Genomic DNA, 22,287 nt, shown 5'->3' on the forward strand with positions numbered 1-22,287 from the left:
TGTATAAAATACACTTTTAGTTCTTGCCTTCAAAATTATTCTCATTAACACTAATAACTGTCTCAATAGCAATTTTATTTGTTTCTAGTGCAATTACATTTGTTCTATCTGCCACAGAAGCATTCTGCTGTGTAAATTGATCTAATTGATTAACTGCATCACTAATTTGTGCCATACCTGTATCTTGTTCTTGAGCAGCGTTTGAAACATCATCAATTAGTTGACTTGTTTGTTCTATATTTATTTCTAATTCTTTAAACCCTTCTATCATTGAAGAACTGATTTCTTTACCTTCATTTGTTTTTATAGTCGCAGTTTCAACTAAGTTTTTAATTTCTCTTGCCGCTTCTGCTGATCTACTTGCAAGATTTCGAACCTCTGCTGCAACTACTGCAAATCCTTTCCCAGCTTCCCCTGCAGTTGCTGCTTCAACAGCTGCATTTAATGAAAGAATATTTGTTTGGAATGCAATTTGGTCAATAACAGAAATAGCATCATTAATAGTTATTACTGTTTCATTTATATCTTCCATTGAATCCGCTGTTTTTGTGGCCAAATCTTTACCAATATTTGCTGAGGTTTGAGTTTTATCTGAAATAGATAACATTTGTTGTGCTTTTTCACTTGTTTGTCTAATATTTCCAGTGATTTCTTCAATTGATGCAGCTATTTGTTCTAACGAAGCTGCTTGAGAACTTGCATTTTGATTTAATATATTAACATTTGATGTTAATTCTTCAGAACGAGTTTTTAAACTATTTCCATCTTTTAAATTATCTTGTAGCATTTTAGTAATCATTTTATTCATATTTATAATATCTGTACCAATTTTACCACTATTTTCACAAGCAATTTTTTCAGTAAAGTTCTTTTGTGCATATTGTTCTAGAATTGCACTTAAGGCATTGATATTTGTTCCAACTAAAGATTGAATATTATCAAGCATATTATTTAGTAAAGTTTTTAGCTCTTCTAATGATTCATTATTTGTTATTGAAGAGATTCTTTTATCCATAAATCCATTTCCAACATGGTTTACTATTTCTTTTACATCATTAATTAAAATATTATCTTGATCAAAAATAGTTTTTGTTTTATTGATATTTTCGTTTATTAATTTTGACATATTACCTATCTCATCATTAGCATCAATATTTAAGTCTTCTATTTCGTTTTTTTCTTTATTTACATATTTAAAAAAGTTTAATAATCCATTTTGAAATTTTTCTAAAGGATTGAAGATGATTTTTTTCATTATTAAAATAATTAAAAATGAAATTAATGCTATTAGTACAATAATTTGTAAAGTAGAAGTAACAATAGTACTATATATTGTATCTTCTGTTTCTTTATTCATATGGATAACTTTATCTTCTATTTCAATAAGATATGCTCCTGTTCCTATAATAAAGTCCCAAGGTTCAAATTTTTTAACATAAGAGAATTTTTCAAATTCTCCAGTTTTTCCAGGTATTCCCCAGAAATATTTTACAAGCGAACCTTCTTTATTTTCATTGGCACTTTTTACTATTTCTCTATATAAGTACTTGCCTTTTTTATCTTTTAAATCATACATACTTTTTCCAACAAGTTTATTATTAGTTCCATGCATTAAAACAACATGATTTGAATCATTTATCCAATAATATCCATTTTTCCCATAGTGCATTTTACTTATTGCCTCTAGTGCTTCAGCTTTCATTTTTTCTGCAACATCATCAATATATGCGCCTGTTCCTAAAATCCAATTATATGGTTTAAAAACTTTTACAATAGAAGCTTTAAATACAGTTTTTTGACTACTAGGGTTAAAGAATGAATACTCAATAAATCCAGTATCCGTACCATTCTTTTTTAATTCGTCTACACCTAGTTGTACAAAAGGGACTTTGGGCGTATTTTTAAAGTATTTACCCGATAAATCTTTTTTAATTGGATGCATCACCATTTTGTATTCAAAGTCATTTATCCAAAAATATCCAGATTTTCCATATCTTGTTGATTCGATTATGGATTTTATTCTTTGTTTTAATTCTTCTGGAGGCAAAATATCTTTATTTTTCTCATATTCACTATTTATAATAGAAAATAAGAAATCTGATTGTTCACTAATATATTTTTCTACTTCACTTTTAATTTTATCTTTTGCTGTTCTTGCATGATAAGATTCAATAGTTTTATAAGCTAAAGATACATAGTTTTTCAATTCATTTTCTTTTGCTTTATAAGCTTCACTTGTGGATTTTTCAATTATTGAACTAGAAGTATTTTTAAGACTTATAATTGATTGAAGTAACATAATTACTGTTACAAGAATCATTGCTCCAATTATTGTTGATAATAATTTTACTTTTATAGACTTATTTTTTAACATCATTAATCCTTTTTTTAAGAATAGCTAATTTAAGATTAAAAGATGTTATTATTTGAAATAAATAATTATTGATTTTAAGTATAATTACTTATAAAAGGAGGTTTGTAGATATAATACTAGTTTAAAGGTTTAAAAATAATCTAGTATTAATAGGAATTAAAGCAAAAAAGAAATTATTTCTTTTTTGCTTTTGGGTTAGGAAGATCAGTAATACTTCCTTCATAAATTTCAGAAGCTAATCCTACTGATTCATGAAGTGTTGGATGAGCATGAATAGTAAGTGCTATATCTTCAGCATCACAATCCATTTCAATAGCAAGACCAATCTCACCTAATAATTCACCTGCATTATCTCCTACAATTGCACCACCTATTAAAGTATGGTCTTTTTTGTCATAGATAAGTTTTGTAAATGCATTTTCACTAACATCACTAGCAAGTGCTCGACCTGATGCTGACCATGGGAAGTTTGCAACTTCATAATCAATACCAGCTTCTTTTGCTTCTTTTTCAGTCATACCAGCCCATGCAATTTCAGGGAAAGTATATGCAATAGAAGGAATCATTTTTGGTTCAAAATAGTGTTTTTTACCTGCAATTACTTCAGCTGCAACATGACCTTCATGTACACCTTTATGTGCAAGCATTGGTTGACCAACAATATCTCCAACTGCAAAAATATTTTCTACATTTGTTCTCATTTGTTTATCAACTTCAATAATCCCCCAATCATTTACAGTAACACCAGCATTTTCTAAAGATAATAATTTACCATTTGCAGCTCGTCCAATTGCAACTAAAACTGCATCATAAACGATTGGTTCAGCACTAACTCCCTCACCTTCCATTGAAACGTGAATACCATCTTCTTTTGCTTCAACTTTAGCAACTTTAGTATTTAACATAATATTAAATCTATTTTTATTTGCTTTAGTATATGCTTTGATTACATCAGTATCAGCAGCAGGAACTAATTGACTTTGCATCTCTACAACATCAACATTTGAACCTAATTTACCGTAAACTGTACCCATTTCTAAACCAATAATTCCACCACCCATAATAAGTAGTTTAGGAGGAACATTGTTTAAATCTAGTGCATCTGTAGAATCCCAAACTCTTGGATCTTCATGTGGAATAAATGGTAATTCAATTGGTCTTGAACCTGCTGCAATAATTGCATTATCAAATTTAACAATAGTATCAACACCATCTTTTGAAACAGTAACAGTGTTTTTATCTACAAAATTTGCAAGTCCTGTAACAACTTTTACTTTTCTCATTTTTGACATTGCACCTAAACCATCAGTTAGTTTTTTTACAACACCACTTTTATAAGCAGCAATTTTTGTAATATCAATTTCTGGTTTACCAAAACTTACACCATGAGGTGCAATATGTTCAGCTTCTTCAATAACTTTAGCAACATGAAGTAGTGCTTTTGAAGGAATACACCCAACATTTAAACAAACTCCACCTAAAGTATCAAATTTTTCAACTAAAACAACATCAAAACCTAAATCTGCACTTCTAAATGCAGCAGAATACCCAGCTGGTCCTGCTCCTATTACTAATACTTGTGCTTTTATTTCTGTACTCATATTTTACCTTCTTCTATAAAAGTAATAATCTAATATTACTTAGTAATTTAGATAATGTTGTTGTAAATCTAGCTCCATCAGCTCCATCAATAACTCTGTGGTCATATGATAAAGATAAAGGTAACATTAACTTAGGTTCAAATTCACTTCCATTGTAAACAGGTTTAATTTCTGATTTTGAAAGTCCTAATATTGCAACTTCTGGTGCATTAATAATTGGAGTAAAGTAAGTTCCACCAATTCCACCTAATGAAGAAATTGTAAAACAACCTCCTTGCATATCAGCAGCTTTTAGTTTTCCTTCTCTAGCTTTAATTGAAAGCTCTTTTAACTCTTTAGAAATATCTTCAAAACCTTTTTTATTTGCATCTTTAATAACTGGAACAACTAAACCATTTGGAGTATCAATAGCAACTGCAATATTTACATATTTTTTGTAAATAATACTTTGACTATCAGAACTTAATGATGAATTAAAATTAGGATGTATTTCTAAAGCTTTTGCAACAGCTTTTACTGCAAATACTAATGGAGATATTTTAACATCTACACCTGTTTTTGCATAAACTGCATTTTGTTCTTTTCTAAAGCTTTCAAGTTCAGTAATGTCAGCTTCATCAAATTGAGTAACATGAGGTATACTAACAGCATTTCTATGTAATGATGGTCCAGATATTTTCTGAATTCTAGATAACTCAACAGTTTCAATCTCTCCAAATTTAGAGTAATCAATCTCTTTTAATGCAGGGAAGTTGAAACCTAATCCAGAACCAGTTGATGTTGCACCTGAATTTACTTTAGATAATTCAGACTTAATATATAATCTTACATCATCTTTTAAAATTCTATTTTTTGCTCCGCTTCCAGATACTTTTCCTAAGTCAACACCATATTCACGTGCTAATCTTCTAATACTTGGACTTGCATATACTTTTCCAGTAGTTTTTACAGGTTCACTAGTAGTTACACTTGGAACTTCTTCTGTTTTCTCAACTACAGTTTCAGTTTTTACTTCTTCTTTTTTTACAGTTTCTTTTGGAGTTGAAATAGCTACATCTTTTTGCATTCTTGCAATTAAATCACCTGTTTTAACTTTAGCTCCAGCTTCTACAAGAATCTCTTTTAAAACTCCTGTAAAAGGTGCAGGAACATCCATTGTTGCTTTTTCAGTTTCAAGTGTGATTATTCCTTCTTCTTCAGAAATAGAATCTCCAATACTTGCAAGGATTTCAATAACATCAACAGCTTCATCCCCACCAATATCAGGAACAAAAACATCTTCAATTACAGAAGTGATTTCTACTGAACTCGTATCTGTTTGAATAACTGCTTTTTCTTCTTCTTCTTTTGTTTCTTCAATAACAGCAGTAGGAGCAACTTCTTCTTTAACTTCAGGAGAAGCTTCTTCTGCTCCTTCTGTTTTAACAGTACCAATAACCATACCTTCTGATATTTTATCACCAGCTTTTACATTTAATGATTCAATAGTACAATTATATGGTGCTGGAATATCCATTGAAGCTTTTTCAGTTTCAACAACTATTATTGCATCATCTTCTTCAAGTTTATCTCCAACACTAACACTAATTTCAATAATTTCTACTTCTTCTCCACCAACATCTGGTAGTTTTATCTCTTCTATACTCATTTTCTTACCTTATGCATATAATGGATTTATTTTATCTGGATTTATATCAAACTTCTTAATTGCATCAATTAAAACTGTCTTTTCTATTTTACCCTCATCTACAAGTGAAGCTAAAGTTGTGTAAACAATAAAGTTTGCATCAACTTCAAAGTGTGCTCTTAAGTTTGCTCTTGAATCTGATCTACCAAAACCATCAGTTCCTAGTACCTTAAAGTTACCTTCAACATAACCTCTTAATTGATCTGAGTATATTTTCATATAATCTGTTGCTGAAATTACAATATTCTCTTTATCTTTACCTAAAACACTTGTAACATAAGGAGTTTTATTCTCTTCTTCTGGATGTAATAAATTATATCTTTCTACATCTTGTGCTTCTCTTGTTAATTCATTGTATGATGTAACAGAGTAAACTTCTGATTTAATATTATAATCATTTGCAAGTATATTTGCAGCTGTTCTTACTTGTTCTAAAATAGAACCTGAACCTAATAATTTAACTTTATAATCATTTGAAGCTTCAACAGTATCAAGTTTATAAATACCTTTTTTAATACCTTCTTCAACACCTACAGGCATTGCAGGTTGTTTATAGTTTTCATTTAATGTAGTTAAATAATAGAATACATCTTCTTGTTTTTCTCCATACATTCTATTAACACCATCTTGAACGATAACTGCTAATTCATAACCATAAGTAGGATCGTATGAAATACAGTTTGGAATAGTATTTGCTAAAATATGTGAGTGACCATCTTCATGTTGTAAACCTTCACCATTAAGTGTAGTTCTACCAGATGTTCCACCAACTAAGAATCCTCTAGCTCTTAAATCTCCAGCAGCCCAAGCCATATCACCTGTTCTTTGGAATCCGAACATTGAATAATAAATATAGAATGGAATCATCGGAGTATCATTTACTGAGTATGAAGTAGCCGCTGCTGCCCAAGAACCCATTGCTCCAAGTTCATTAATACCTTCTTGAAGTACTTGACCTTTTTTATCTTCTTTATAGTATGCAACTTGATCTCTATCTTGAGGAACATATTTTTGTCCTTCATTAGAATAGATACCAATTTGTCTAAACATACCTTCCATACCAAATGTTCTAGCTTCATCTGGAATAATAGGAACAATTCTATCACCTATATTTTTATCTTTTACTAAAGTATTTAAAATTCTAACAAATGCCATAGTTGTAGAGATTTCTCTATCTCCACTTCCTTTAGTAATTGCATCAAATGCACCCAATGTTGGTATTTCTAATTTAGCAGTGAATTTCTCTAATCTTTGAGGAACAAAACCATGAAGTTCAGCTCTTCTTTCTTTCATATATTTTAGTTCAACAGAATCTTCATCAAAAGTATAATATGGTAGTTTTTCTAATTCTTCATCAGTAAAAGGTATTCTAAATCTATTTCTAAATTGTCTTAATGAGTCAACATCAACCTTTTTAACCCCATGGGCAATATTTTTACCTTCAGCTGCTTCACCCATTCCATAACCTTTTACAGTTTTAGCTAAGATTACAGTTGGTCTGTCTTTTGTCATATCTGCTATTTTATATGCAGCATGTACTTTAATAGGGTCATGTCCACCTCTGTTTAAGTGGAAAATTTCATCATCACTCATATTTTCAACTAATTTTGCAGTTTCTGGATATTTATTAAAGAAATGTTCTCTTGTATAAGCTCCACCTTTTTGCTTAAAGTTTTGGTACTCACCATCAACTGTTTCTTCCATTAATTGTAAAAGTTTTCCTGATTTGTCTTTTTCTAATAAGGCATCCCAATGTCTACCCCAAATTACTTTAATAACTCTCCATCCATTTCCTCTAAAGTTTCCTTCAAGTTCTTGAATAATACTACCATTTCCACGAACAGGTCCATCAAGTCTTTGTAAGTTACAGTTAATAACAAATACTAAGTTATCTAAACCTTCACGACCTGCCATATCAATTGCTCCAAGAGATTCAGGCTCATCACATTCTCCATCACCCATGTAACAATATACTTTTTGCTCACTACAATCTTTAATTCCTCTATTTGTAAGGTATTTTAAAAATCTTGCTTGGTAAATTGCTTGAATTGGTCCAAGTCCCATTGATACAGTTGGAAACTGCCAATAATTAGGCATTAATTTTGGATGTGGATAAGAAGAAAGACCTTTTCCATCTACTTCTTGTCTAAAGTTGTCCATTTGTTCTTCAGTAATTCTACCTTCTAAGAAAGATCTAGCATAAATTCCAGGTGCTATATGTCCTTGATAAAAAACTAAATCTCCACCATCTTTTTCATTTGGTGCTCTAAAGAAATGGTTAAATCCAACGTCATAAAGTGTTGCACTAGATTGAAATGATGCAATATGACCACCAAGTTCTAAATTCTTTTTAGATGCTCTAAGAACCATAATTTGTGCATTCCATCTAATAGCAGATCTAATTCTTCTTTCAATGTCTCTATCACCAGGCATTTTAGGTTCATCTTTAACATCAATACTATTTAAATATGCAGTTGTTGCTTTAAATGGTAAATAAGTACCTTTTCTTCTAGCCTTATCAATTAATTTTTCTAATAAGAAGTGAGCTCTTCTTGGCCCTCCTTCTTCTATAACATTTTCTAAAGCTTCAAGCCATTCGCCTGTTTCTTCTGGATTAATATCATTTAACTTTTTATCTGACATTTATAACTTCCTTTGTAGTTTAGTTTTATTTATATTATAATATAAATAACATAATTTTGTTTATTTTTTAATCAAAAATTAATTATAATAGTATTATATTTTCTTAAGTTTAAAATAAGTTGTAGTATAATTTTATGGTTTTATTATTAGTTTTAGCTTAAATTAATAATCTTTTTATAAAATTTAAGTTAAAATTTAGAATCAGTTCTAATTATCAACAATTATTAAAGGTATTTATATAATATAATATGAAAAATAAACAATTTAGATTAATTTTGACACCTAAATATGACGCAAAAACCAATATGGCGATTGATTCAATTTTAGCATCATCTTTTAAAGAAAATGACAATGCAATATTAAGATTTTATACGTGGGAAAAGTCCTTTACATTAGGAATGTCTCAAAAATTCGAAAATTATAAAGATCTTGAAAAGGAATATAATTATAACTGTGCAAAAAGAATAACAGGTGGTGGAGTATTATTCCATGGTCATGATATTTCTTACAGTTTAGTAATGCCTAGTTCTTGGTTCAAAGATTTAAGCGTAAAACAATCTTATGAGCAAATATGTCAGTTTCTCTTATACTTTTATAAAGATTTAGGACTAGATACACACTTTGCAAAAGATTTGGAACAAATTAATTTAAGTAAAAGTGATTTTTGTCAAGTAGGCTTTGAAGCTTACGATATAATAGTGAATAATAAAAAAATTGGTGGGAATGCCCAAAAACGTTCTAAAAAAATAATTTTTCAACATGGTTCAATTCCATTAGAACAAACTATCCAAAGTGATAAGTTTGGTTCATCATTAAAAGATTTTAATATTAATTTGACATTTAAAGAACTTGAAGAAAAGCTTATTAAAGCTTTTGAAAAAACTTTTGATGCACAATTAATTTTAAGCTTATTAAACGATGATGAAAAAGTTAAATTAAATAACTTATTAAATTAAAAAGGAATTAAATGTCAGTACTTACTAAAGTTGATTTTAAAAAGCCTGTTTGGCTGAGAAAAAAACTTTCAAATAAAGCACAAAAAGATATGGAAAATCTTCTTGACAATGCAGGACTACATACAATTTGTCAGGAAGCTAAATGTCCAAATATTAGTGAATGTTTTGCAAATAAAAATGCGACATTTATGATTTTAGGAGATTTATGTACAAGAAGATGCCAATATTGTAATGTTAAAACTGGAAACCCAAATGGATATGTAAATCAAGAAGAAGTAGAACAAATTACACTATCTGTAAAAAAATTAGGTTTAAAATTTGTTGTAATTACAAGTCCAGCTAGAGATGATTTAAAAGATGGTGGAGCTAACCATTTTTATGAAGTTACAAAAAGTATTTTAAATAATACAGAAGATACACAAGTAGAAATATTAATACCAGACTTTCAAGCAAAAGATGATTCAATTCAAAAAGTAGTTGATTCAGGTGCCGTGATAATTGGACATAATGTTGAAACTGTACCTAGTTTATATAAAGTAAGAAAAGGTGCAACATATAAAAGATCTTTAGAAGTTTTACGAAGAATTAAAGAACTTGGTGGAGAAAAGATAAAAACTAAAAGTGCTTTAATGGTTGGATTGGGTGAGACTGAAGATGAAATGGTTCAAGTTTTTAAAGATCTAATTGAAGTTGGTTGTAAGTTCTTAAGTATTGGTCAGTATTTAGCACCATCAGGTGATTATGCTGTTGTAAAAGAGTATGTAAAACCTGAGCAATTTGAAAGATATAAAAAACTTGCTCTTGATTTAGGTTTTGAGTTTGTACATAGTACGCCATATGCAAGAAGTTCATATATGGCACATGAGTACTTATCAAATGGAAATAATAAAATATAATAAAAGGATAATTTTTGGAAAATAAAAAAGTTGGTGTAATCGGTGTAGGAAATGTAGGGGCAACTCTTGCTTTTAATTTAGCGACAAAAAATATTTGTAATGAAATAGTTTTAAAAGATTTAAGAGAAGATTATCTTCAAGCTATGGCTATAGATATTTCTCAAGCTGCTAATGCTGCTAATTCAAGCACAAATGTTTCAGGTGATAAAGAAGATTTTGTGAATTGTGATGTTATCGTTATTACTGCTGGGATTCCTAGAAAACCAGGAATGAGTAGAGATGATTTACTTCTTACAAATGCAAAAATTATGACTTCAGTTATTGAAGAAGCAGTTCTTACAAATAAAGATGCAATTTTTATCATTGTTTCTAATCCTCTTGATGCAATGGTTTATACAGCACTTAAAGCTTCAGGATTACCTAAAAATAGAATTTTAGGAATGGCTGGTATTTTAGATTCATCTAGAATGGCACACTTTATTTCTAAAAAATTAGGAACTGGACAAGGCAAAGTTAAAACTGCAGTAATGGGTGGACATGGTGATGATATGGTTCCTTTAGTAAACTATTGTACAGTTGATGGAAAAAAATTAACAGAACTTTTATCAAAAGAAGATATTGAAGAGATTGTAACTTTAACTAGAAATGGTGGAGCTCAAATTGTTAAACTTTTAGGGAATGGTTCAGCTTATTATGCTCCTGGATATTCTTCATCATTAATGGTTGAAGCTATTTTAAATGATACTAAAGAAACTTATCCTTGTGCAGTTTTACTTGAAGGTGAATATGGTTATAAAGATATTGTTGCTGGAGTTCCTGTAAAACTTGGTAAAAATGGCGTTGAGGAAATTATAGAATTAGAATTAAATGAAAATCAAAAAGAAGAATTTTCAAAATCTATTACTTCTGTAAAAGAATTAGTAAATACATTAGACCAAAAGTTTTTTGTATAAATTTATTCTAGGATAATCCTAGAATAAATTTATACTATTACTCTTCTAAGAATTAAGCTCTATAAATTTCACCGCATCTAATGCAGTATTAGAGATATTTTCTGTGAATTCTTTTAATTCATCTTCTTTTCCATACCCACAAAGAACTGCAATAGAATCAATATTAGCTGCTTCTGCCGCAATTAAATCTAATTTTGTATCTCCTATCATCCATGCTTTATGAATATTCTCATCATAATTCATTTGATCTAATGTAACTAAAATTGGCTCAGGATGTGGTTTTGGGTTTTCAACATTTTCTCTTCCTGTTACGATTTCGAAATATTTACCTATTTGGAAGTGATCTAATAGTGGTATAGTATATAATCTTGTTTTAGTAGTAACCACTGAAACTCTAGCAATTTTTGATGCAAGTTGTACGGCTTCAAATGCATTATCAAGTAATAGTGTTTGTTTTGTTGATATTTGTCTATATCTATTTTTATAAGAAGCTACAAAATCCCAAACAAGATTTTTTTCAATTCCTAAGTCTTGATACATAATATCTAAGGGATAACCAATTAATGATTTTATATCTTCTTCATTCCCTTCAAAGTTATAATTCATTTCTTTAAAAGAGTGCATAAAAGTAGATACAATTGCATCTGTTGAGTCTATTAGTGTTCCATCTAAATCAAATAATATAATATTTTCTTTCAAAATTTTCCTTCTTCTATTTTATATTTTTAGGGTTTTATCCAATCTTTTTGATTATGTGTAATACCGGTAAATGCCGGTTCAATATTTTTTATTTCATTATTTATAACAGTAATAGAATTTGGAATATACAAAAATAAATATGGAATATCTGCAGTAATCTTTTTGAAGATACTTTTATATATTTTCCCTAGTTCATCTCTATTTATTGTAGTTGAACCTTTTTCAATTAATCTATCTACTTCTTTATTAGAATATCCAACTAAATTAAATCTTCCTGTTTTATCAGAACTAGAATGCCATAAAGGATAAGCATCAGGCATTAATGATAAAGACCAACCTAAAAGTATTGCTTCATAATTTCTTGGATGAACTATTGTATTTAAGTAAGCTTGCCATTCCATTACACGGATCTTCATATCAATTCCAGCTTTTGATAACTGGTATTGTAGTATTTGAGCAGCGTTTATTCTTGTATCATTTCCCGTATTTGTAATTATTTCAAAGCTAAATCGATTATTTTCATCATAACCTAGTTCTTTTAAAAGCTCTTTTGCTTTTTTTATATTATGTTCTGCGGGTTTTGTTTGCTCATCATATGCAAAGCTTCCAGGTAAAAATGGTCCATTACATACTTTTCCATGTCCAAAAAATAAGATATCAACTAGTTCTTGTCTATTAATTGCCAAAGATAAAGCTTTTCTAATTCTTATATCTTTAAACTTTTTATTCTTTAAATTTAATCCAACATAACTATATGAAAAACTTGGCTTTTCAATAATTTTAAAAGATTTTTTAAAATCTGCATCAATCTGCCTATCGATTTGAAGAGGTGTTAAGCCTGATAAATCAAGTTTTTTCTGTTTTAAAAATAAAAAAGATGTATTGGTATCTGGAATAAATTTATATAATAACTCATCAATCTTAGGTCTTCCTTCAAAATAGTTATCATTTGCTTTCAATTTTATATTTTGTCCAACTTTGAAACTATTTAAAACATAAGGTCCTGTTCCTATTGGATTTTTATTAAAAGAACTTGTCATTAAGTTTTTTTCATCTTTTAATAGGTGATAAGGAAGTATTCCAACCATCCAAATTTCTAAGGCTTTAAAATATGCTTTTTTATATATAACTTCAATAGTATAATCATCTAATGCTTTTACTGATGCTACTTCTTTATAATTTGATTTAATGGAATTAAATACTTTTGGATCTAAAATTGTATTATATGTAAATACTACATCTCTTGATGTAAAGTCTTTTCCATCATGCCATTTGACATTTTTTCTTAACTTTATAATTAGTTTTGTATCTGTTTCAAAAGTATGGGAAAGAGCTAAATCTTCTATAGGATTTCCATTCTTATCATATTTAAATAAACCATTAAAAAGCCAATCTGCAATTTCAGAACTTGCTGTATCATTTGCTAAAATTGGATTTAATCTACTTGGACTTGAACTTATTGATAAGTTTAAAGTACTTGCTTGAATATATGTGAGGATAATTAGTAATATTGTTATAAATCTCATTAAGTATTGTATAGTTTTTTTGTATAAAAGTGCATAAAAAAAGGGAACAACGTTTGTTGTTCCCTTTTTAAAAATACAAAGATATAAAATCTTTGAAAAATTGAATCTATCTTTTTGAGAATTGACCGCTTTTTCTTGCTTTTCTTCTTCCGTATTTTTTTCTTTCAACTGATCTAGCATCTCTAGTTAATAAACCATAAGGTTTTAAAACTGGTCTGAATTGCTCATCATAAGCTACTAAAGCTCTTGAAATACCATGTCTAACAGCATCAGCTTGTGCAGAGTAACCTCCACCTAAAGTTTTAACAACGATATTTACAGAAGTTTCTTGTTTAGCTACTTCTAATGGTTGCATTACTCTCTTTTTAATTGCTTCATGTCCACCTAACCATACGTCTAAAGACTGACCATTGATTGTTAGTTGACCATTACCAACTTCTAGCCATACTTTAGCTATAGATGTTTTTCTTCTTCCTGTTGCGTAAACTTTAGCCATTAGTTTTGTCCTTTAATTTGTGCAGTATGTGGGTGATTAGCATCTGCATAAACTTTTAATTTTTTTAACATATTTTTTCCAAGAGTAGTCTTTGGAAGCATACCTCTTGTTGATAATTTGTATAATTTTTCTGGATTATTTTCAAACATATCAGACATTTTGTGAGTTTTTGTACTACCAAAATACCCTGAGTGTGTGTAATAGTTTTTAGTTTCTAATTTGTTTCCAGAAAACTTTGCTTTAGAAGCATTAATGATTACAACGTAATCTCCACAATCAACATGAGGTGTATAGTAAGGTTTATTTTTACCTCTAAGAATAGTTGCTACTTCAGTGATTATTCTTCCGAATACTTTATCAGTTGCATCGATTACTATCCAATCTCTTTCGATTTCGTTAGCTTTTGCCATTTGAGTAAATTTCATTTATTTTCTCCGCTTTTATTAATGAGGTGGAATAATAGTGTAGTAATACTTAAATAAACCTTAATTTAAGTGATTTTTAATATTTTATTATAAATTCAGAACCTTTATTAAATTCGGACTTGATTTCAAGTGAAAACTTATGTAACATTAGTATAGAATGAACGATAAATAAGCCTAATCCTAAAGAGTTATTCCATCCATTATTTGAAACTCTATAGAATTTATTTTTAATTTTTTCTAGCTCATGTTCTTCAATCCCAATACCCTTATCAATTATAATAATAGAATTACTTGTAAGTTTAATAATTACTTCGTCTTCGGAATATTTAAGTGCATTCTCAATTAAATTTGAAATAGCCATAGAAATTAGTGTTTCATCAACTTTTAAATTTATATCTTCACCTTGGATTAATATTTCTCTATCTTTATATTTCTCTTGTAAGTCATGAATAATATCTTCAAGTAGTTGTTTAATTGAACAAGAGCTTAGAATAAGGTCTTGTTTTCCTTCTTCAAATTTAAGTGTTAATCGTAGTTTATCAATAATCCGTGACATTTTATTTGCATTTGAATGTATTTTATGTAAAAACTTATTCTTCATTGAACTTGGGATATCTTTATCATGCAAGATAGTCTCTGCATAGCCTGAAATGATTGCAATTGGATTTTTAAACTCATGAGAAAGTGCTGAAATAATTTCATCTTTTTGTCTATTGGCCATTTTTAGTTTTGCATTTTGTTTTGCTTTTTGTTTTTCTCTTTTTGATAATTTTAAGGCAACTCTATTTAGAAGTTTTGAGATTTTACTAAATTCAAGAGTATAATCTGATTTTAATTGATAAGAAGGTTTTTTATCAGATAATTCTTTTAGAAAAAGTAGAATTGAATCTGTTTCTTTTTTAATTTTTAAACTAATAAAATATGTTGATACAAAAGCAATAATTAAAAAGATAAGAATAAAGGCAAATACTTGAAATGTAAGTTTGACAAAGTTATCTGTAATTTTATTTGTATAATCAGCCATTCTAATAAAGTATATTTTTTTGTCTATACTTACTTTTTTTGCTATATATAGTAGCTCTTTATCTACACTATTTGAGTATCTTATAACTTTCCCCATTCCAAAACTTTTTGCTTGTAATACTTCTTTTCTTTGTGAATGGTTATTCATTTGATTTTTATCTCTATCACTTTCTGCAACTACATTACCTTTTTCATCAATAATTGTAATTCTAAGCTTTATTTGAGATTTTAAGTCTTTTACGATTTGATCTATATTATCTAAATCTTTTAACACTATTGAAAGAATATCAATATTTCTAGTTAAACTTTTTTCGCTTTGTTCAAGATAAATATTTTTTGACCAGTAGTATGTAATAACTGTCAGGGAAAAAAGTATTCCTATGAATACTAATACAAAAGTTCTAAGAAAAAGTTGATGTATTTTTAGCAAAATATGTAACCTTCTCCTCTTACTGATTTAATATAATTTTTTGTTGAATCTGGATCAATTTTAGCTTTTAGTCTTTTAATTGCAACATTTACAGTCTTAACTTTTTTATCAAAAGAATCCTCCCATACAGTTTCTAGCAAGTGCTCTCTTGACATTAAAATATCTTTATTTTTTATGAATTCTAAAAATAAATCATGTTCTAAATGTGTTAATTCTATTTCTTTTTCTTCTATGTAAAACTTTTTATTACTTGCTTTATATATGATGTCTCTTATTTTTAAAATATTAACTTCTTTCGATGTTCTTTTAATAACAGCTTTTACCCGTGCAGTTAATTCTTTTAAATTAAAAGGTTTAGTAATATAATCATCTGCATGGGAGTCAAAACCTTCTAATATATCTTCATCTTTATCTTTTGCCGTTACATAAATTACAGGATTATTATATCCCTCTTTTTTAATTTGATTAATAAAAGTAGTTCCTTCACTTCCAGGAAGGTTTCTATCCATTAAAATAAGACTTATATCTTCTTCCTCTAAAACTTTTTTTAGAGTTTTATCAATATTTAAAAAACCAATTGTTTCAAAGCCTTCTTTTTGTAAATTATATTCTAGAAGTTCTAAGATATCTTCTTCATCTTCTACTATTAAAATAAGTTTATTTTTCATTTTTCATTAGCTTCTTTTCGTCTTTAACTTTTTTATCTTCTCTATCATCTTCGTATTCAATAATAGTATCTTTTGATACTTTAATAACACCTGGAGAAAATTTAATAGAAAGAATTCTAAATATAAAAAATATAAATATAACTACTAATAAAAAAGATATATCAAAGTAGTCTTTATGGAGATTTGTCGTTAATATTATTACATCTCTAATTAAAAAGATAATAAAAATATCTATTACAAATCTTAGTCTTAGTTTCTGTTTTTTTATAAAATCAGAAATCATTTTTACAACTTCCATAATAACAATAAATTCTAACATGAGAATTATTGCTTTATAAAAATCTAAGCCTGTAGCAATAATGATTATAAATATAATTGCTGCTGCTAGTACTTCAAAATTTGAAGAAAAATATGTTTTTATTTTGTGTATGGCTTTTTTCATATAGTAATTATATCATAAAATTATGATCTAATTATATCTCCTCCAACTTGTGCAAATATTGCTAGATTCGCAATTGATGATGCTCTATCTGCTGTTCTATCTAGTTTTCTAAGACTACTTAAGATATCAAAATACTCTTTTGAAAGTTCAAGGTTTTTAGAAATTAATTTTAAAATGTTTTTTTCAACCATTGCATATAAATCATCTGACTTAGTCTCTTCAACTATAATTCTATGATACTTATCTTCCATATCTGAATCATTTATGTCATCAAGCATTGCAATAGATGATCTTAATGCTAATAGTGCAGATTTATGTAATGGAATTGCATATTCTAAAATTGTTGCAGTATTTAATTCATCTGAATATGCTTTTCTAAATATTTTAATAAAACCTTTTACATTTGATACTGCTCTAATCAATTCATTTGTAATTTTTAAATAAGAAACCATTTCTCTTAAATCTTTTGCTTCAGGAGAATACAGTGCAAGTGTCGTAACTATTAAATTATCAATTTCATTAGATTTATTAGATAGTTTTTTAACTGATAAATCAATCTCTTTTAATGATGAAACATCATCATTCTTTATTTTTTTTAAAGATACTTCTAAAGCATCAACAACTGTATTTCCAATAGATAAAATCTCTTCTTTAATACTATCTCTTTTTTCTATATATGTTTTTAACATTACCCAAATCTCCCCGTAATATAATCTTCTGTTCTCTTGTTTGAAGGATTAACAAAAATTGTTTCTGTTTCATCGTATTCAACTAATTCACCTAAATGGAAAAATGCAGTGTAATCTGCTACACGTGCAGCTTGTTGCATATTATGTGTTACTGTAATAATTGTATAGTCTTTTTTTAACTCTAGCATTAGTGCTTCAATCTTTTCTGTAGATATTGGGTCAAGCGCTGATGTTGGTTCATCCATTAGAATTACTTCTGGTTTGACTGCAATTGTTCTAGCAATACATAATCTTTGTTGTTGCCCCCCTGACAGTGATGTTCCTGGATCATTTAATTTATCTTTAACTTCATCCCATAAACCAGACTTTTTTAATGATGATTCTACTAACTCATCACATTCTTTTCCTTTTGTAACAATTCCATGTTTAATAGGAGCATAGGCAACATTGTCATAGATTGATTTTGGAAAAGGGTTTGGTTGTTGAAATACCATTCCAATTCTTTTTCTTACACTAACTTCATCAATATCTTTATCATAAATATTTCTTTTATCAATTACAACTGAACCTTCAATATTTACAATTGGAATTAAATCATTCATTCTATTTAAACATCTTAAAAATGTTGATTTACCACATCCCGAAGGTCCAATTAATGCAGTGATTTTATTCTCATAAATATCTACACTTATCTCATGTAAGGCATGGTTATCACCATACCAAAGGTTTAGTTTTTCTACTTTTACTTTTGTTTTATTATCTTTTGACATATTAATTTTCCCTTCTACCATTTAACTTCGAATTTTTTACGTAAATATATTGCAATTGCATTAAGTGAAATTAAGACACTTAATAAAACCATAATTCCAGCAGCTGTTTTTTCTATATACATTCTTTCTGGCATTCCTGCCCATGTAAATAATTGTGCTGGCATAACTGTTGATGCTTCTAGAATACTTCCTGGTGCATCTGGAATAAATGCAATCATACCAATGATAATTAAAGGAGCTGTTTCACCCATTGCTTGTGCTAGTCCAATAATTGAACCAGTTAAAACACCTGGGAAAGCTAAGGGTAAAACATGATCTTTTGTTACTTGAATTTTTGTTAATCCTAAACCATATCCTGCTTGTCTAATACTATCTGGAACTGCTCTTAATGCTGCTCGTGAACTTACAATTATAATAGGTAAGGTCATAAGTGCAAGAGTTAAACCACCAACTAGTGGTGAAGATCTTGGAACACCAAATAAATTGATATAAACGGCAAGTCCTAAAAGTCCAAATAAAATTGATGGAATTGCTGCCAGGTTATTGATATTAACTTCAATAAATCTTGTAAATTGATTATCTTCTGCAAACTCTTCTAAGTATATTGCTGTTAACACACCTAATGGAAAAGCAACAATCATTGTAATTAATAGCGTTAAAATTGAACCAACCATTGCTGAAAATAATCCTGCATTTTCAGGAATTTTTGAATCACCATTTGTAAAGAATATTGTGTTGAATTTTTTTTCAATTTTATCAGCTTCATTCATCTCATCAACAAGAGCTTTATCTTTTCTTTTTAACTTATAGTGGTGACCTTTTAAATATTGATCAACTTGATCATCTGCTAAAACCCAAAGAGTCTGTTCTGTATTCATTAAACTTGGGTTTTCTTCTACGTGTCTTGGTAAATCTCTAAGCCAAGATCTTGAAACAATTTTTCTATACTTTTTCTCAACAGCAAATCTTGAATCAGCTACTGTCTTTTCGTTGTATGTAACATTTACTTCTAAATAAGCAACATTGAATGCAGGTATTCCTTTTCCAATAATATCAAATAAGAAGAAAGCTAAAAATGCAATTGAAAACACCAAAGATGTTAAAGTAAATGTCTTAAATCTTTTTGCACTTGCATGTCTTTTATTTAATGCTGGATCATAAAAGGGATTATCTAAATTTTTATTTTTAATCATAATGTATTCACTTTATATTTTTCTTTGAATTTTCTAATTAGAGCTAATGAAATAATATTTAAAACAAGAGTAACAATAAAAAGTATAAGACCAAGAGCAAATGCTGAAAGTGTTTCAGGTGAATTAAATTCAAAATCTCCTACAAGTGAACTTACGATTGTTACTGTAACTGTTGTCATATCTTCTAACGGGTTCCATGAAAGATTAGGTCTTAGCCCTGCTGCCATTACAACAATCATTGTTTCGCCTAAGGCCTTTGATAAACCAAGAAGTGAAGCTGAAATAATTCCTGGAAGTGCTGAAGGAATAACAATATCTCTAATTGTTTCACCTTGCGTAAGTCCAAGTCCTAATGCTGCTTTCCGTTGACTATCTGGAACTGATCTAATTACATCATCTGAAAGTGATGAAATTACTGGAATAATCATAATCCCCATCACAACGCCAGATGCAAGGGCTGAGTTAAATGTGGCTTCTAAGCCAATAGCATCAGCTGCTTGTACAATTAGTGGTGCTACTGTAATTGCTGCAAAGAATCCATATACAACTGTAGGGATTCCTGCTAATACTTCAAGAAGAGGTTTTAAATAATCTCTTGTAGTTGAGCTTGCGTATTCACTCATATAAATTGCACTTCCTAAACCTACTGGAATTGCAATTGCTAGTGCAATTATTGTAATTACAAATGTTCCTGAAAAAATAGGAACTGCACCAAATTTACTTCCTTCAACACCTGGAGACCATTCTGTACCAGTTATAAAGTACCAGAAACTTCTCATTTTGAAGAATTCAATTGACTCAAAAAGAATTGAGAAAAGAATACCAAATGTTGTTAGTATTGAAATACCAGAAGCGATGATTAACGCTAGTTTAATCATTTTTTCTGTTAATTCCCTTTGTTTATTTCTTGTTTCAAATGTGCTCAAAACGACATACCTTGTTAATAGTTTATTTGTATTATAATGAAGAATAGTTACATAATGATTACAATTTAGATTGCTGCAGATAAGGGACTTGTTTGCCTTTTTGAGTTCTTTTTTAAGATATTTAATGTGTAGTCAAAGTTTTCTTGTTTTGAATTATTTGATATTTCAAGTAAAGCACAAGATACAGATAGGAGTTTAAATTTTCTTTGAATATTAAATCTATCTTTTGTAAATATATATTTATTGTCTTTATCTTTTTGATCATAGAGATTTTTTACTGATTCTTCAAATTCTAACATTACTTTTGAAGTTAGTGTATAAACTTCTTCATATTTTGTATTTTTTATACCAACAAAGAAATCATCTCCTCCAACATGAGCAATAAAGTGAGTATTAGAATACTTTTTTTGTAGTAAATCCGAAAAAATTAATATTGCTCTATCTCCTAGTCTAAAACCATAATGATCATTAAATGGTTTAAAATCATTAAAATCAAAATACAGCATATGTGTAGTCTCATCTGTTCTATTTATATTATTTAATGTTGTGGAAATAAATTGTTCGATTTGTTTATTCCCTGGAAGTGAGGTAAGAGGATTTTGATTCATTGCAATATCTAGATTTCTATTGTATGAAATTGTGAGTAAGGAATTAAGATTGATAAAACCTTTGTATTCTCCTTGCGTTGTAATAAAAATACCTGTTGACTCTTCTTGATTATGATTAAAAGTCTCTAAAGTTTTATCAATACCCCATGTAGATTCAATAGATAAGATAGGCTTTATATATTTTTTTAAAGTTGAAGCATAGGCTTTATTTCTTGATAAAGATAATCCATATTGTGAATATGATATCTTTTTTATATCCATTTCATAAATAATCCCTAATAAAATATTATTATCATTAACAACGGGAACAAAATTATATTTTTGGGAATCTTTAAAGTATAAAAAAAGTGATGAAAGACTTTCATTGTGATTTATAGGAATAATATTTTCTATATATTTTTTATTTATTTTCACCACTGCATCCTTTCTTTTGTCTTTTTCTAGGACACCAATAATATTGTCATAAATAGGTTTTATATTTGTAATATCAATAGTTGGTTTTTGAACTAAATAGCCTTGTATATAATCAGCTCCAATATCTTTGCATGTATAAAATTCATTTATTTCTTCTACACCTTCTGCTACAACTTTAATACCCATTGTATGTGCCATTTCAATAATTGAAATACAAAATAGTTTCTTTTTTGAATCCTTATGGATGTTTGATATGAAAAATCTATCAAGTTTGATAATATTTGCTTCTGCAAAGTACAAAAGTTTTAACCCAGATACTCCTACTCCAAAATCATCAATTGCAATTGTATAGTCCTTACTCTTGTATTCACAAATAAGTTTTGATAAGGAATCTTTTTCAATTGTCTTTCCTCTCTCACTTAATTCAAAACAGAAAACGTCTTTAGTTAAATTATATTTTTCTAAAATTAAGTCATTATTATCACTTATTGATTTACATTCATAAATTATTCTATTATCTAAATTATAAAATAGTTTTAAATTCTCAATTTTAATTTGTGAAAATTTATTTATGGCTTTTTCTCTTAATAATTGATCTAATTCAAATAACATATTTTCTTCATATGCTAAGTCAAATAAATCATGAATATTTTTAAAGTAATCAAACTTATCAGTATTTCGAATTAGAGCTTCAACAGCATAAATTTTTCCTGTATGTGAATAAACAATTGGTTGAAAAGCATAATCTAGAGTATTAAATATCGTTAACCATTTTTTTGTCATTTAGGTAAGATCTTTTGAATTAATTTTATTAATAATTACAACTAATAATTAAAAAAATTAAAAGAAATAAGGAGAGTATTCTCTC

At 28.3% G+C, this 22,287-nt stretch carries 19 protein-coding genes; 3 read left to right on the forward strand and 16 right to left on the reverse strand.

The window, feature by feature from the left end:
• Positions 1 to 16: 16 nt before the first annotated feature.
• The 4 genes from KO488_RS06645 to aceE all read right to left on the reverse strand — a co-directional run bounded on the left by KO488_RS06645 (position 17) and on the right by aceE (position 8,305).
• On the reverse strand, positions 17 to 2,374 hold the full coding sequence (locus KO488_RS06645) for a methyl-accepting chemotaxis protein (protein ID WP_216058012.1): 2,358 nt from the start codon (positions 2,372 to 2,374) through the stop codon (positions 17 to 19).
• A gap of 173 nt (positions 2,375 to 2,547) precedes the next feature.
• Positions 2,548 to 3,975: a dihydrolipoyl dehydrogenase gene (gene lpdA, locus KO488_RS06650; RefSeq protein ID WP_216058013.1), complete on the reverse strand. Its 1,428-nt coding sequence runs from the start codon at positions 3,973 to 3,975 to the stop codon at positions 2,548 to 2,550.
• Between the two features lie 13 nt (positions 3,976 to 3,988).
• A complete protein-coding gene (locus KO488_RS06655) occupies positions 3,989 to 5,623 on the reverse strand; it encodes a dihydrolipoyllysine-residue acetyltransferase (RefSeq protein WP_216058014.1) in 1,635 nt (544 codons plus the stop codon).
• Between the two features lie 9 nt (positions 5,624 to 5,632).
• Entirely contained in the window at positions 5,633 to 8,305 is a 2,673-nt protein-coding gene (aceE, locus tag KO488_RS06660) for a pyruvate dehydrogenase (acetyl-transferring), homodimeric type (RefSeq protein WP_216058015.1), read from the reverse strand.
• A gap of 248 nt (positions 8,306 to 8,553) precedes the next feature.
• Between aceE and KO488_RS06665 the strand changes: the two genes are divergently transcribed.
• The 3 genes from KO488_RS06665 to KO488_RS06675 are packed head-to-tail and all read left to right on the forward strand — an operon-like array spanning position 8,554 to position 11,110.
• Positions 8,554 to 9,261 carry a lipoate--protein ligase family protein gene (locus KO488_RS06665; RefSeq protein WP_216058016.1) on the forward strand — a complete coding sequence of 236 codons (708 nt, stop codon included), beginning with the start codon at positions 8,554 to 8,556 and terminating at the stop codon, positions 9,259 to 9,261.
• An 11-nt stretch (positions 9,262 to 9,272) separates the two neighbouring features.
• Positions 9,273 to 10,157: a lipoyl synthase gene (gene lipA, locus KO488_RS06670; protein WP_216058017.1), complete on the forward strand. Its 885-nt coding sequence runs from the start codon at positions 9,273 to 9,275 to the stop codon at positions 10,155 to 10,157.
• Between the two features lie 14 nt (positions 10,158 to 10,171).
• Complete coding sequence (locus KO488_RS06675; RefSeq protein WP_216058018.1) at positions 10,172 to 11,110, forward strand: malate dehydrogenase; 939 nt, start codon at positions 10,172 to 10,174, stop codon at positions 11,108 to 11,110.
• Positions 11,111 to 11,155: 45 nt separating this feature from the next.
• Here the strand turns inward: KO488_RS06675 and KO488_RS06680 are convergent, their stop codons facing one another.
• From KO488_RS06680 to KO488_RS06735, 12 genes are all read right to left on the reverse strand, one after another.
• Positions 11,156 to 11,812, reverse strand: a complete 657-nt coding sequence (locus KO488_RS06680; RefSeq protein WP_216058209.1) for an HAD family hydrolase — start codon at positions 11,810 to 11,812, stop codon at positions 11,156 to 11,158.
• Positions 11,813 to 11,835: 23 nt separating this feature from the next.
• Positions 11,836 to 13,515, reverse strand: a complete 1,680-nt coding sequence (locus KO488_RS06685; RefSeq protein ID WP_323134179.1) for a peptide-binding protein — start codon at positions 13,513 to 13,515, stop codon at positions 11,836 to 11,838.
• On the reverse strand, positions 13,442 to 13,831 hold the full coding sequence (gene rpsI / locus KO488_RS06690) for a 30S ribosomal protein S9 (protein WP_216058019.1): 390 nt from the start codon (positions 13,829 to 13,831) through the stop codon (positions 13,442 to 13,444). The genes KO488_RS06685 and rpsI overlap by 74 nt, the downstream gene beginning before the upstream one ends.
• The gene (gene rplM, locus KO488_RS06695; protein WP_216058020.1) at positions 13,831 to 14,256 is read right to left on the reverse strand and encodes a 50S ribosomal protein L13; all 426 of its coding nucleotides are present in this window, start codon (positions 14,254 to 14,256) and stop codon (positions 13,831 to 13,833) included. Before rplM ends, rpsI begins: the two co-directional genes overlap by 1 nt.
• A gap of 76 nt (positions 14,257 to 14,332) precedes the next feature.
• On the reverse strand, positions 14,333 to 15,709 hold the full coding sequence (locus tag KO488_RS06700) for an ATP-binding protein (RefSeq protein WP_216058021.1): 1,377 nt from the start codon (positions 15,707 to 15,709) through the stop codon (positions 14,333 to 14,335).
• Positions 15,703 to 16,377 carry a response regulator transcription factor gene (locus tag KO488_RS06705; RefSeq protein WP_216058022.1) on the reverse strand — a complete coding sequence of 225 codons (675 nt, stop codon included), beginning with the start codon at positions 16,375 to 16,377 and terminating at the stop codon, positions 15,703 to 15,705. Before KO488_RS06705 ends, KO488_RS06700 begins: the two co-directional genes overlap by 7 nt.
• Positions 16,367 to 16,819 (reverse strand): phosphate-starvation-inducible PsiE family protein, encoded by a 453-nt coding sequence (locus tag KO488_RS06710; protein WP_216058023.1) that lies wholly within the window; start codon positions 16,817 to 16,819, stop codon positions 16,367 to 16,369. Before KO488_RS06710 ends, KO488_RS06705 begins: the two co-directional genes overlap by 11 nt.
• Before the next feature lie 20 nt (positions 16,820 to 16,839).
• Positions 16,840 to 17,508, reverse strand: coding sequence for a phosphate signaling complex PhoU family protein (locus KO488_RS06715; RefSeq protein WP_216058024.1), 669 nt, complete (start codon positions 17,506 to 17,508; stop codon positions 16,840 to 16,842).
• A complete protein-coding gene (gene pstB / locus KO488_RS06720; protein ID WP_216058025.1) occupies positions 17,508 to 18,278 on the reverse strand; it encodes a phosphate ABC transporter ATP-binding protein PstB in 771 nt (256 codons plus the stop codon). The genes KO488_RS06715 and pstB overlap by 1 nt, the downstream gene beginning before the upstream one ends.
• Positions 18,279 to 18,292: 14 nt before the next feature.
• A complete protein-coding gene (pstA, locus tag KO488_RS06725) occupies positions 18,293 to 19,471 on the reverse strand; it encodes a phosphate ABC transporter permease PstA (RefSeq protein WP_216058026.1) in 1,179 nt (392 codons plus the stop codon).
• The gene (pstC, locus tag KO488_RS06730; RefSeq protein ID WP_216058211.1) at positions 19,468 to 20,349 is read right to left on the reverse strand and encodes a phosphate ABC transporter permease subunit PstC; all 882 of its coding nucleotides are present in this window, start codon (positions 20,347 to 20,349) and stop codon (positions 19,468 to 19,470) included. The genes pstA and pstC overlap by 4 nt, the downstream gene beginning before the upstream one ends.
• Positions 20,350 to 20,462: 113 nt before the next feature.
• Entirely contained in the window at positions 20,463 to 22,202 is a 1,740-nt protein-coding gene (locus tag KO488_RS06735; RefSeq protein WP_216058027.1) for an EAL domain-containing protein, read from the reverse strand.
• Positions 22,203 to 22,287 lie beyond the last annotated feature (85 nt).

Origin of the sequence: Poseidonibacter lekithochrous (assembly GCF_018861145.1) — a bacterium.
Lineage (GTDB): Bacteria > Campylobacterota > Campylobacteria > Campylobacterales > Arcobacteraceae > Poseidonibacter > Poseidonibacter lekithochrous_A.

Excerpts from the sequence above, each read along its gene's own strand:
- KO488_RS06685 (WP_323134179.1), bottom strand. The coding sequence starts at position 13,515 with ATGCTAGATCAGTTGAAAGAAAAAAATACGGAAGAAGAAAAGCAAGAA.
- KO488_RS06735 (WP_216058027.1), bottom strand. The coding sequence starts at position 22,202 with ATGACAAAAAAATGGTTAACGATATTTAATACTCTAGATTATGCTTTT.
- KO488_RS06710 (WP_216058023.1), bottom strand. The coding sequence starts at position 16,819 with ATGAAAAAAGCCATACACAAAATAAAAACATATTTTTCTTCAAATTTT.
- KO488_RS06665 (WP_216058016.1), top strand. The coding sequence starts at position 8,554 with ATGAAAAATAAACAATTTAGATTAATTTTGACACCTAAATATGACGCA.
- pstA (WP_216058026.1), bottom strand. The coding sequence starts at position 19,471 with ATGATTAAAAATAAAAATTTAGATAATCCCTTTTATGATCCAGCATTA.
- rplM (WP_216058020.1), bottom strand. The coding sequence starts at position 14,256 with ATGAAATTTACTCAAATGGCAAAAGCTAACGAAATCGAAAGAGATTGG.
- pstB (WP_216058025.1), bottom strand. The coding sequence starts at position 18,278 with ATGTCAAAAGATAATAAAACAAAAGTAAAAGTAGAAAAACTAAACCTT.
- KO488_RS06645 (WP_216058012.1), bottom strand. The coding sequence starts at position 2,374 with ATGTTAAAAAATAAGTCTATAAAAGTAAAATTATTATCAACAATAATT.
- aceE (WP_216058015.1), bottom strand. The coding sequence starts at position 8,305 with ATGTCAGATAAAAAGTTAAATGATATTAATCCAGAAGAAACAGGCGAA.
- lpdA (WP_216058013.1), bottom strand. The coding sequence starts at position 3,975 with ATGAGTACAGAAATAAAAGCACAAGTATTAGTAATAGGAGCAGGACCA.
- pstC (WP_216058211.1), bottom strand. The coding sequence starts at position 20,349 with ATGATTAAACTAGCGTTAATCATCGCTTCTGGTATTTCAATACTAACA.
- rpsI (WP_216058019.1), bottom strand. The coding sequence starts at position 13,831 with ATGGCTAAAGTTTACGCAACAGGAAGAAGAAAAACATCTATAGCTAAA.
- lipA (WP_216058017.1), top strand. The coding sequence starts at position 9,273 with ATGTCAGTACTTACTAAAGTTGATTTTAAAAAGCCTGTTTGGCTGAGA.
- KO488_RS06655 (WP_216058014.1), bottom strand. The coding sequence starts at position 5,623 with ATGAGTATAGAAGAGATAAAACTACCAGATGTTGGTGGAGAAGAAGTA.
- KO488_RS06705 (WP_216058022.1), bottom strand. The coding sequence starts at position 16,377 with ATGAAAAATAAACTTATTTTAATAGTAGAAGATGAAGAAGATATCTTA.
- KO488_RS06715 (WP_216058024.1), bottom strand. The coding sequence starts at position 17,508 with ATGTTAAAAACATATATAGAAAAAAGAGATAGTATTAAAGAAGAGATT.